This window comes from Bacillus sp. AFS012607 (genome assembly GCF_002558005.1).
GTDB classification, from domain to species: Bacteria; Bacillota; Bacilli; order Bacillales; family Bacillaceae_G; genus Bacillus_A; species Bacillus_A thuringiensis_S.
Genome location: NZ_NTVM01000012.1, coordinates 215,806 through 228,408, shown reverse-complemented (window position 1 = coordinate 228,408; position 12,603 = coordinate 215,806). Strand labels below are relative to the sequence as shown.

Below are 12,603 nucleotides of genomic sequence, written 5' to 3'. Positions count from 1 at the left end.
GAAAAATGAGAGTGTATTTGTTTGGCAGAGGACAACGAAATTATAGGGCGTGCTCATGTACTTTAAAAAGATATAAAAAAGGGGGGCGGCAAGGGCGCTTAATGTGAATCCCTTGTGTGAAAATGAAAATTGGAATTGTCGGACCAGGTGCTATTGGTCTATTGTATACATTTTATTTACAAAAAAGTAACCAAAATGTTACGTTGTTTACAAGAACAGCTAAGCAGGCTGAAGAGTTAAATGAAACAGGTGTAACTTGTATTAGAGATAGAACATGTGAAACAGTATATCCATCTGTTTTACCGATAGAAAGTATGGTAGCGCAAAATTTAGATTATATATTTATTGCTGTGAAGCAATATCATATAGATGACATACTACCGTTTGTGGAAGGGGCAGCATCATTAATCTTTTTGCAAAACGGAATGTCACATCTTCAAAAGATGCTGAACATAGGGTGTGAAAATATAGCTGTTGGTATTGTAGAACATGGTGCGAAAAAAGAGGGAGGGCATATCGTTCATCATACTGGAGTTGGGGTAACGAAATTTGGAGTGGTTTGTGGTCAATCTATACATTTCGAAAGTGTATTCCATTCTTTTCCCGTGTCTTATTTTCCAGTTCAAATAGAAACGGATTGGAAAGAGATTATGCATAAAAAATTAGTGGTAAATGTATGTATCAATCCGTTGACGGCGTTATTGGGAGTTAAGAATGGTGAATTAACCAAGAATCGTTTTTTTTATCAAATGATGGAGCAAGTGTTTCAGGAGGTCGCCTTTCTTATTAGAGGAGAAAAAGAGATGGTATGGCAAATGGTACGCAATGTGTGTGAAGGAACGTCTCGTAATACATCCTCTATGCTAGCCGATGTAAGAGCGAATAGACAGACGGAAATTAATGCGATTGTTGGATATGTATTAGAAGAGGCTAAGAAACAGCAACGACCAGTTCCGACACTTCAATTTTTGTTCGATGCAATAAAAGGGTTAGAAACAAGAGTATAAGTGTTATTCTTTGCTTTTACGTGAAACATTGACTACAATGTGGATTGGTGAGAGAACTGGATACGAAAGGAAGAATTATATGGAGATAAAAGAAATCTCTGTTCCGCAACAAGGTGTTGTAGCGGACTATATGAACGGTAAAAAAGAGATACAGTCATGTTTTGATTATATGTTAACAGAAGATGCTTTTAAACAGCGTTTACATGATTTGCGTGAAAGGGAGTTTTTCCGCCAAGATGTAGTAGCGCATTTATTAGAATATAATACAAAATTACAAGCGGGAGAATCTACACTTCAAAATGTAAAAGCGCTTGGAGATGAAAATACATATGTTGTAATAGCTGGACAACAAGCGGGGTTATTAACTGGACCGCTTTATACAATTCATAAAGTTATTTCAATTTTAAAGCTTGCAAAGGAAAAAGAAGAAAGTTTAGGGGTGAAAGTTGTCCCTGTCTTCTGGATTGCGGGTGAAGACCATGATATGGATGAGATTAACCATACTTTTTTAGCGAAAAATAAAAAGATGAAAAAAACTATTTTTTATGATCGTAATCCGAAAAAGGCGAGTGCTTCTGAGTCTGAACTTTCTGTTGAAGATTGTAGAAATTGGATTGAAGAGATTTTTAAAACATATCCAGAAACAAATTTTACAAAGGATGTATTAAAATTTGTTGATGATGCTTTGGAAAAATCGAATACGTATGTAGATTTCTTTGCTTATCTTATTACGAAAATCTTTGCTAATTCTGGTTTAATCCTTGTTGATTCACATCATCCTGAATTAAGAAAGTTAGAAATTCCATTTTTTAAGCGAATTATAAGTAAGTATAAAGAGGTACAAGAGGGCCTTCGTAATCAGCAGGAAGTAATTAAAGAACTAGGATACAAACCGATTATTGAAACGAAGTCTCATGCAGTGCATATATTTATGGAAATAGATAATGAACGAGTATTGCTTGAAGAGCATCAAGGTAAGTTTGTTGGAAAGGATGGGGCGCATTCATTTTCATACGAAGAGTTGATTGAAGAGATGGAGAGAAATCCGGCACGTTTTAGTAATAATGTTGTAACACGTCCTCTTATGCAAGAGTATGTATTTCCTACGCTCGCATTTATTGGAGGTCCAGGGGAATTAGCTTATTGGAGTGAATTACAACAAGTATTCCATACTGTCGGTTTTCAAATGCCACCTGTCGTTCCTCGTCTTACAATTACTTATGTGGAGAGATGTATAGCGACAGATTTATTCGATCTGCAATTGAGAGAAAGTGATCCGTTTTTAAATGATGTCGATAAACTGCGTGAAAACTGGTTGTCTAATCAAATAGAGGAACCGATTGATAATCATTTTGAAAAGGCGAAAAAAGAAATTGCCGATATTCATACATCTTTACAGCAATTTGTAAAGAAAATAGAGCCGGGGTTAAGTGCGTTTGCAGGGAAAAACGAATTGAAAATTAATGAACAAATTGAACTGCTGGAAAGAATGTTGAAAAGAAATGTTGAGAAAAAGTATGAGGTTCAGCTAAATAAATTTCGCCGTATACAATTCGCACTTCGTCCATTAGGTGCGCCGCAAGAACGTGTGTGGAATGTATGTTATTATTTAAATCAGTTTGGTTTGGATTTCGTTGATCGTGTAATGGAAAACCCTTTTTCTTGGGACGGAAAACATCATGTTATAAAACTATAAAATCTTGCTCCTTGGAGCAGGATTTTATTTTTATTCCGTTGAATTTACTGTGAAGTGATTTTTTTCTGAATTATCAATCAAAAAAATAGATGTGATAATTGTGTTGGATACTTAAATATATGACAAAATAGCACAAAATGTAAACGTATTATTCGCTTTTTCGACAGTTTTTTATTTAAATTCCCGCAAAAGATGATAAAATTTAGTATATAATAAAAGAAAATAGCGATTTGTATAGTATGTTGCCTTTATTGGTAAGTTAAATGAGTCGTTCTTTCGTATTATTTCATTCTCTAAGCGTGAAAGATGTGTTTAGAGGAAGGGATACATTCAACATAATTAATTGGAAAAAGAGTAGGTGCAACAATGTTTAAACACGTAACAGTGCTTTTAAAGGAAACAGTAGACGGCTTAGATATAAAGCCAGATGGTACATATGTAGATTGTACACTGGGGGGAGGAGGACATAGTTCTTATTTATTATCCCAATTAACTGAAGGTGGAAAATTAATAGCGTTTGATCAAGATGAGATAGCGATTCAAAACGCGAAAGAAAAGTTCTCTTCATACGGTGAACAGTTTATAACAGTAAAGAGTAACTTCCGCTATTTAGCTGAAAAACTGCAGGAAATAGGTATAACAGAAGTAGACGGTATTTTATTTGATTTAGGTGTTTCATCCCCACAATTAGATACACCAGAGCGAGGCTTTAGTTATCATCATGATGCACCGTTAGATATGCGGATGGATCAAGATGCCCCATTAACAGCATATGATGTTGTAAATAGTTGGTCATATGAACAACTTGTAAGGATTTTCTTCCAATACGGTGAAGAGAAATTTTCAAAACAAATTGCAAGAAAAATTGAAGCTTATCGTGAGAATAAAGCTATTGAAACGACAGGAGAATTAGTAGAGCTAATTAAAGAAGGTATTCCGGCTCCTGCTCGTAGAACTGGTGGGCATCCTGCTAAGCGAGTGTTTCAGGCAATTCGTATAGCTGTAAATGATGAATTAAAAGTATTTGAAGAAGCATTGGAATCTGCTATTGAGATGGTTAAGCCAGGTGGAAGAGTTAGTGTTATAACATTCCATTCATTAGAAGATCGTATTTGTAAAACAACGTTTAAGCGAAATAGTACAACGCCACAATTGCCGCCAGGATTACCGATTATTCCTGATGAATTTAAGCCAAAATTAAAGCTTATTACAAGAAAACCGATTTTACCTTCTGATATAGAGCTAGAAGAAAATAATCGTGCGCGTTCTGCGAAGTTGAGAATCGCTGAAAAACGATAAAAGGGAGAGAGAGGTATGACTAATTTAGCTGTAAAGTACAAACAACAAGCGCAAGAAGAGGTGCAAATTCAAACGCCCCCACAGCAGATGGTTAAGCCGAAAGTTAAAGCGAAAATTACAAGAATCGAAAAACTGTTGTATGTAGCGTTTATTGGCTTTTTATTGTATGCCTGTGTCGCGTTTATTGGAAATAAAGCAGGCCTTTATCAAGTTAATGTAGAAGCAGCGACGATAGAAGAAAAAATTGTACAGCAGCAAAAAGAAAATCAAGAATTACAAGCTGAAGTAGAGAAGTTAAGTCGCTATGAACGAATCGCTGAAGTTGCAAAAAAACACGGGCTAGAAATTAATGCGAATAATGTGAAAGGCCTCAAATAAGGCAATAGGTGTGAAGGAACGATGAAGAAGAATATGACTAAATTTCATACCAATAAGGGAGCAGGTTATTTTATGATATTTTTCCTCCTGCTCTTTTTGCTGTTATTAGCCCGATTTTTTTACATACAATCAACAGGAACAGTTCATAATCAAGATTTAGATGCACTTGCTAAACAAAAGCATAGTAAAACAGGAGTTCTTGAAGCGAACAGAGGAACCATTTATGATCAAAACGGTCATGTGTTAGCGCAAGACGCAAACTCTTATAAAATAGTAGCCGCCCTAAAAGGTGCTAACTCTGTTGAGAATAAAGAAGATACTGCAAAGAAAATTGCAGGAGTACTTGGAAAAGGCGAAGAGGATATTTTAGCTTCTTTAAATAAGGAAGGTAGAAGTCAAGTCGAATTTGGAACGTTAGGTAAGGATTTGACGAAAGAAAAGAAGGAACAAATAGAAGCGTTGAAGTTGCCGGGAATATCTTTTATTACAGAAAATGCAAGGGTGTATCCAAACGGTGATTTCGCATCTTACGTTATAGGTCATGCAAAACCAAATGAGAATGGAACCTCGGTAGGTCAATTTGGCATAGAGAAAAGCTTGGATAAATATTTAAGTGCTTCTAACGGAGAAGTAGCATATACAGGTGACCGTAAAGGTGTGTCTCTTGATGGTGGAAAAGTTAATGTAAAGGCACCTAAAAATGGAGATAACGCGTATTTAACAATTGATCACCGTGTCCAAAGTTATTTAGAAGACGCGATGAAAGCAGCAAGTAAGCAATATGAACCAGAAAGTTTAATAGGGATTGTTGCAGATCCGAAAACTGGAAAAATATTAGCGACGTCTACTAAACCTAGTTATGACCCTAATGATCGTCAAATTAAATATTTCTTCAATGACGCAATTGCCAATGCATTTGAACCTGGATCAACAATGAAAATTTTCACGTTAGCGGCAGCTATTAATGAAGGTGTGTACAAAGGGCAAGATTATTATCAGTCCGGGACATATCAAGTCGGAAATAGGAAAATAAAAGATCATAACGGCGGTGCTGGTTGGGGCTCTATCACGTTTGATGAAGGGGTAGAACGTTCTTCAAACGTAGCGTTTGCAATTTTAGGAGATCAAAAACTTGGTCCAGAACGTTTCCGAAAATATATTCATAGTTTTGGATTAGATGAAAAAACGAACATTGATTTATCAGGTGAAGGATCGAATACAATTTTATTTGATCAGCAAATACAACAAGTGACAACAGCTTTTGGACAAGGTTCCACTGTAACACCAATTCAGCTTGTACAAGCTGCAACAGCTATTGCAAATGATGGGAAAATGATGAAACCTTATGCAATTGATAAAATTGTAGATCCGATAACAGGGAAAGTAAAATTAGAACATAAGCCAGAAGAAGTAGGAAAACCTGTTACAAAGGAAACAGCAGCGCAAGTAAGACAGTTATTAGAACGTGTTGTTACATCTCCGAAAGGTACAGGGACAGCTTATAAAATTGATGGATATTCAGTTGGTGGTAAAACAGGTACAGCGCAAATTCCGGATGGAAAAGGCGGCTATATGACAGGAAGACAGAATTATATATTCTCATTCTTAGGTATGGCACCAATGGACGACCCACAACTTGTTGTTTATGTAGCTGTAAAACAGCCGAAATTAAAAGATGATGAGAACGGTGCACAGCCTTTAGCTGATATTTTTAAATATGTAACAAAAAATAGTTTAGAGTATTTAAAGATTAAGCCAAATGAAGTGAAAGATCCGAAAAAACATCTGAAAGAGCAACAAACTACTGTTCCAGATGTAACTGGTAAAACGATGGCTGAAGCGGGGAAAGCAATTGATAAAGCAAAACTTCGTCCAATCGTATTAGGTGAAGGGAAAGTACAGCAACAAGTACCAAAAGCGACTGAACAAACATTGAAAGGCGACCGAGTCTTCTTGGTAGGAGATAAGCCTACAATGCCAAATATACAAGGATGGGCACTGCGTGATGTTATGAATTTAGCGAAGACATTACAGCTTAACTTGAAGCCTTCTGGTACAGGATACGTAACAGAACAAAGTGTGGCGGAAGGAACATTATTACAACCTGGTACAGAATTAGGTGTCACACTCGTACCGCCACTCGAACCACAACAAGAAGCAGAAAAGCCGTAATGGTAAAAGAGAAGAAGTTCTAATTAAATAAGTACAAGCATATATTGGAACAAGCTAGGCGTAAGGGAGGCTTGTTCCGATATGCGTGTATCAAATGTAACAGTTAGAAAACGACTTATTTTTATACTTATATCAGGTATACTTATCTTCACTATTATCGATATTCGTCTTGGATATGTGCAATTTTTTCTTGGGAATATGTTAACGGATCGTGCGAAAGATTCATGGAGTCGTAATATTACTTTTGAACCCGAACGTGGGAAAATTTTAGACCGAAATGGTGTGGAACTTGCCACGAATAAAAGTGCTCCAACTGTCTTTGTTGTACCGAGGCAAATTGAAAAACCAGCAGAGACTGCAGAGAAGTTAGCTGCAGTATTAGGTGTGGAAAAAGATGAGATTTATAAGAGGATTACAAAAAAAGAATCGATTGTAAGGTTAGATAAAGGCGGAAGGAAAATATCACATGACAAAGCGAAAGAGGTACGAGGCTTAAGTTTGAAGGGCGTGTATATCGCAGAGGATTCTATCCGGTACTACCCATTTGGGAATTTTTTATCACATGTATTAGGTTTTGCAGGTAGCGATAACCAAGGTCTTATGGGACTAGAAAAATATTATGATAAGGAGCTAAATGGGGACAAAGGTCATGTGCGTTTTTTTGCAGATGCGAAAGGACAAAGGATGCCTAATGTTGGTGATGATTTCAAAAAACCAGAAGCTGGTTTAAATTTAGGATTAACAATCGATGCGCGTATTACAAGGATTATGGAAAGAGAAATGAATATTGCGGAGTCAACTTATAATCCAGACGGTATGATTGCGATTGCAATGAATCCTAAAAATGGTGAAATTTTAGGTATGTCTAGTCGGCCGAGTTTTGATCCAGCGGATTTTCAAAGTGTCTCTCCAGAAGTGTATAACAGAAATCTACCTGTGTGGAGTACGTATGAGCCTGGTTCAACATTTAAGATCATTACATTAGCTGCAGCATTGAATGAAAATTTAGTAGACTTAGAGAAGGATACGTTTTATGATGATGGAGCAGCTGAAGTCGGTGGAGCTAGATTGAAATGCTGGAAAGCAGGAGGTCATGGCAGTCAAACGTTTTTAGAAGTCGTTCAAAACTCATGTAACCCGGGATTTATTGAACTTGGTGATCGCCTTGGTAAAGACCGATTATTTAAATACATTCGTAATTTTGGTTTTGGGCAGAAGACTGGAATTGACTTGCAAGGTGAAGGCAGTGGGATTTTATTTAATTTAGATAAAGTTGGTCCAGTAGAGCAAGCAACAACTTCATTCGGCCAAGGGGTTTCTGTTACACCAATTCAACAAGTAGCAGCTGTAGCGGCGGCTGTAAATGGTGGAACATTGTATCAGCCGTATATAGCTAAGGAGTTTATTGATCCAAAAAATAATCAAGTTGTTAGTAAAAAGACACCTGTTGAGAAAAGAAAAGTTATTTCCAAGGAAACTTCAGAAAAAGTTCGTTATGCATTAGAGAATGTTGTAGCGAAAGGTTCTGGTAAAGGAGCTTATATTGATGGATATCGTGTAGGTGGAAAAACGGGTACTGCTCAAAAGGTGAAAGATGGTAAATATTTAGAGAATAATTATATTGTATCTTTTATCGGATTTGCTCCAGCGGATGATCCAGAGATTGTTGTGTATGTTGCTGTGGATAATCCAAAAGGGGTTACACAGTTTGGTGGAGTGGTAGCAGCTCCAATTGTCGGGAATATCCTTCGAGATGCTCTTCCTGTTATGGGAGTGAAACCGAGAAAAGAACAAGTTGAGAAAGAATATAAATGGGGCGATACACCAACTGTGGAAGTTCCGAATTTAATTGGAATGAAAAAGAAAGACTTACAAACACAACTCGTCGATTTGCAGCTTGATATAAGTGGAGATGGAGAGAAAGTAATTAAGCAATCACCAGAAGCGGGAGCTAAAGTAAAAGAAGGCTCAAAAATTAGAATTTACTTCGGGAATTAAAGGTAACATAGTACGTTTTATGGTACAATTGGTGGAAGTGAGTTCTTTATAGAACAGTTACTTAATGTGAGACAATAAGTGTCTCATTCATAAATAGGCCAGTAGCACTTACCTCCTTATATAGGAGGTAATGTGTTGCTTACTGAAAAAAAGATAAATAAACAATGTAGAGAGGGTTTAGTGAAATGAAGTTGCATACACTTTTATCATGTTTGCATGATTTTCCAGTTGTTCCAAAAGAAAATCCAGAAATCACATCTATAGAAGCTGATTCACGTAAAGTGAAAGAAGGAAGCTTATTTGTATGTATGAAAGGATATACGGTTGATAGCCATGATTTTGCTAAGCAAGCAGCGGCACAAGGAGCGGCTGCTATTGTTGCGGAAAGACCAATTGATGTTGACGTTCCAGTTGTACTTGTGAAAAATACTTTTCGTTCGTTAGCGGTTTTAGCTGATTATTTTTATGGTCAACCGACACACAAGTTACATTTAATCGGAATTACAGGTACAAATGGAAAGACAACAACATCGCATATTATGGATGAGATTATGCGAGCACATGGTCATAAAACAGGGCTAATTGGGACGATTAATATGAAAATCGGTGATGAAACATTTGAGGTGAAAAATACAACACCAGATGCACTAACACTTCAACAGACGTTTTCAAAAATGGTTGAACAAGGTGTGGACAGCACGGTAATGGAAGTTTCGTCACATGCGTTAGATCTTGGTCGTGTACACGGATGTGATTACGATGTAGCGGTGTTTACGAATTTAACACAAGATCATTTAGATTATCATAAAACGATGGAAGAATATAAACATGCAAAAGGGTTACTATTTGCACAGCTTGGCAATAGTTATAATCATAATCGTGAAAAGTACGCTGTGCTGAATAGCGATGATAATGTAACAGAAGAGTATATGAGAAGTACTGCAGCAACAGTTGTAACATATGGTATTGATACAACAAGTGACATTATGGCAAAAAATATCGTTATGACGAGTGGCGGGACTACATTTACGCTTGTCACACCGTATGAAAGTGTAAATGTTACGATGAAATTAATAGGTAAATTCAATGTATATAACGTACTTGCAGCAACAGCAGCAGGACTTGTTTCGGGTGTGAAATTACAAACAATCATTGCTGTTATAAAAGAACTAGCTGGGGTTCCAGGACGTTTTGAAGTTGTTGATGGCGGACAAAATTATACAGTTATTGTTGATTACGCGCATACGCCGGATAGTTTAGAAAATGTATTAAAAACTGCAAAACAATTTGCAAAAGGTGATGTGTATTGTATCGTTGGTTGTGGCGGCGATAGGGATCGAACAAAGAGACCGATAATGGCAAGTGTTGCAACAAAATATGCAACTCATGCAATTTATACATCAGATAATCCAAGAAGTGAAGATCCAGCGGCTATTTTAGATGATATGGTACAGGGTGCAAGTGGGAATAATTATGAAGTGATTATTGATAGAAAAGAAGCGATACACCATGCGATCGCTAATGTGAAAGCAGATGATATCATTATTATTGCTGGTAAGGGTCATGAAACGTATCAAATTATTGGTAAAGAAGTTCATCATTTTGATGATCGTGAAGTTGCGAAAGAAGCAATTACAGGGCGTTTAAACAACGAAGAGTAACAACGTGAGAGGAGGACTACATGTGCTTGAGCAAGGTTTATTAGTAACGGCTGGGGTAGCATTCTTAATTTCTGTTGCCCTTTCGCCATTGTTTATTCCATTTTTAAGAAAATTAAAGTTCGGACAGAGTATTCGTGATGAGGGACCAAAGTCACATCAAAAAAAATCAGGGACACCGACAATGGGCGGTATTGTCATATATGTATCTATGATGGTCACTTCACTTATTATGGCGATTAAGTTTAATCATTTAGGTGCAGAGGTTTCGTTATTATTATTAGTGACATTTGGTTATGGATTGATTGGATTTTTAGATGACTACATAAAGGTAGTTAAGAAGAGAAATCTTGGTTTAACATCAAAACAAAAATTAGTAGGTCAGCTTGTTATTGCTATTGCGTTCTTTTTAATTGGAAAAGGGCAAGCATTTCACACATATATCATGATTCCAGGTACGGATGTTAAGTTTGAATTAGGTTGGGCGTATTTTGTACTTGTGCTATTTATGCTAATCGGTGGCTCGAATGCGGTTAACTTAACTGATGGTTTAGATGGTTTATTATCAGGAACAGCGGCTATTGCATTTGGAGCATTTAGTATTATTGCAGTAGCGCAAGAACAATTTGGAGTTGCGATATTCTGTATGGCAGTTGTAGGAGCAGTACTGGGATTTTTAGTATTCAACGCGAATCCAGCAAAAGTATTTATGGGGGATACAGGTTCCTTAGCTTTAGGTGGAGCTATCGCAGCTGTAGCAATTTTATTAAAACAAGAATTACTACTTGTAATTATTGGTGGAGTATTCGTAATGGAAACTTTATCTGTTATTATTCAAGTTATTTCGTTTAAAACAACAGGAAAACGTGTCTTTAAAATGAGTCCATTACACCACCATTATGAATTATGTGGTTGGTCAGAATGGCGCGTTGTTGTAACGTTTTGGTCTGTAGGATTTTTATTAGCTGTGTTAGGAATTTATATCGGGGTGTGGATGTAATTGAAAACTGTAACTGAATTTCAAAATAAAAATATTCTTGTATTAGGCATTGCAAAGAGTGGTTATGCAGCAGCTACTTTGTTGCAAAAATTAGGGGCGAATGTCATTGTAAATGACGGAAAGCCTTTAGCAGACAATGTACTTGCTGCAGAATTACAAGCAAAAGGAATGGACGTTGTATGCGGTGGCCATCCTTTAGAATTATTAGAGAGAAATATTTCTCTTGTCGTTAAAAATCCAGGAATCCCGTATTCTAATCCAATATTAGTTGCTGCGAAAGAAAAAGAAATTCCAATTGTTACGGAAGTTGAATTAGCATATCGTATTTCAAAAGCACCATTTGTTGGAATTACAGGGTCTAATGGTAAAACGACGACAACAATGCTGACATTTGAAATGTTAAAAGAAGGGCAAAAGCATCCTGTTATTGCAGGGAATATAGGAACTGTAGCTTGTGAAGTAGCACAGGATGCAAAAGAAAATGAAGTTGTAGTTACAGAGCTTTCATCGTTCCAATTGATGGGAGTAGAATCGTTCCAACCTAAAATTGCAGCGTTCTTAAACTTATTTGAAGCCCACTTAGATTACCATGGGACGAAGAAGGAATATGGTTTAGCAAAAGCAAATGTTTTTAAAAACCAAACAGAAAACGATTATAGTGTAATAAATGCGGATGATGCAGATGTGATGGAGTTATCTGCGGATACTAAAGGTCAAAAAATCCTGTTTTCGACAACGAAAGAAATTGAAGATGGTGCGTGTATAAAAGATAACGCTCTTTATTTCAAAGGTGAAAAAGTTGTTGAAGTAAGTGATATCGTTTTACCTGGTCAACATAATCTAGAAAATATTTTAGCTGCGATGAGTATTGCGAAATTATTAGGTACTTCTAATGAAGCAATTACGGTCGTGTTAAAACGTTTTACTGGTGTAAAACATCGTTTAGAATATGTAACAACGATTAACAACCGTAAGTTTTATAATGATTCAAAAGCAACGAATATGTTAGCGACTGAGAAAGCACTATCTGCGTTTACACAACCGATTGTGTTACTAGCAGGTGGGCTTGATCGCGGAAATGAATTCGATGATTTAATTCCGTATTTCAAAAATGTAAAAGCGATTGTAACATTTGGACAAACAGCTCCCAAACTAGTAAGAGCGGCAGAAAAAGCGGGATTAGATATAATTGAAAGTGTCGATACTTTAGATGAAGCAGTGGTGAAAGCTTATGCTCATTCTAAAGAAGATGATGTTGTTCTTCTTTCTCCAGCGTGTGCAAGCTGGGATCAATTTAAAACATTTGAAGAAAGAGGAGACATTTTTATACAAGCTGTGCATAAACTTATATAAAGTAAATCAAAACATCAGTAGGCTAACACCTACTGATGTTTT

Annotated in this window: 9 protein-coding genes; all 9 read left to right on the top strand. The window is 36.5% G+C overall.

Annotated features, from left to right (window positions below; all coding sequences use genetic code 11):
- Nucleotides 1-122 precede the first annotated feature (122 nt).
- The 9 genes from panE to murD all read left to right on the top strand — a co-directional run bounded on the left by panE (nucleotide 123) and on the right by murD (nucleotide 12,561).
- Nucleotides 123-1,007: a 2-dehydropantoate 2-reductase gene (panE, locus tag CN409_RS14465; RefSeq protein ID WP_002082267.1), complete on the top strand. Its 885-nt coding sequence runs from the start codon at nucleotides 123-125 to the stop codon at nucleotides 1,005-1,007.
- Between the two features lie 79 nt (nucleotides 1,008-1,086).
- Nucleotides 1,087-2,703, top strand: a complete 1,617-nt coding sequence (gene bshC / locus CN409_RS14460) for a bacillithiol biosynthesis cysteine-adding enzyme BshC (protein ID WP_086390363.1) — start codon at nucleotides 1,087-1,089, stop codon at nucleotides 2,701-2,703.
- A 366-nt stretch (nucleotides 2,704-3,069) separates the two neighbouring features.
- The gene (gene rsmH / locus CN409_RS14455; RefSeq protein ID WP_000472508.1) at nucleotides 3,070-4,002 is read left to right on the top strand and encodes a 16S rRNA (cytosine(1402)-N(4))-methyltransferase RsmH; all 933 of its coding nucleotides are present in this window, start codon (nucleotides 3,070-3,072) and stop codon (nucleotides 4,000-4,002) included.
- 15 nt (nucleotides 4,003-4,017) lie between these two features.
- On the top strand, nucleotides 4,018-4,380 hold the full coding sequence (gene ftsL / locus CN409_RS14450) for a cell division protein FtsL (RefSeq protein WP_000182806.1): 363 nt from the start codon (nucleotides 4,018-4,020) through the stop codon (nucleotides 4,378-4,380).
- 21 nt (nucleotides 4,381-4,401) lie between these two features.
- The gene (locus tag CN409_RS14445) at nucleotides 4,402-6,552 is read left to right on the top strand and encodes a penicillin-binding protein (RefSeq protein ID WP_000739962.1); all 2,151 of its coding nucleotides are present in this window, start codon (nucleotides 4,402-4,404) and stop codon (nucleotides 6,550-6,552) included.
- An 81-nt stretch (nucleotides 6,553-6,633) separates the two neighbouring features.
- A complete protein-coding gene (locus tag CN409_RS14440; protein ID WP_001266235.1) occupies nucleotides 6,634-8,550 on the top strand; it encodes a stage V sporulation protein D in 1,917 nt (638 codons plus the stop codon).
- A gap of 185 nt (nucleotides 8,551-8,735) precedes the next feature.
- Nucleotides 8,736-10,211 (top strand): UDP-N-acetylmuramoyl-L-alanyl-D-glutamate--2,6-diaminopimelate ligase, encoded by a 1,476-nt coding sequence (gene murE / locus CN409_RS14435; protein WP_000766291.1) that lies wholly within the window; start codon nucleotides 8,736-8,738, stop codon nucleotides 10,209-10,211.
- A gap of 22 nt (nucleotides 10,212-10,233) precedes the next feature.
- Complete coding sequence (gene mraY / locus CN409_RS14430) at nucleotides 10,234-11,208, top strand: phospho-N-acetylmuramoyl-pentapeptide-transferase (RefSeq protein ID WP_000893058.1); 975 nt, start codon at nucleotides 10,234-10,236, stop codon at nucleotides 11,206-11,208.
- Nucleotides 11,209-12,561 (top strand): UDP-N-acetylmuramoyl-L-alanine--D-glutamate ligase, encoded by a 1,353-nt coding sequence (gene murD / locus CN409_RS14425; protein WP_000860096.1) that lies wholly within the window; start codon nucleotides 11,209-11,211, stop codon nucleotides 12,559-12,561.
- Nucleotides 12,562-12,603 lie beyond the last annotated feature (42 nt).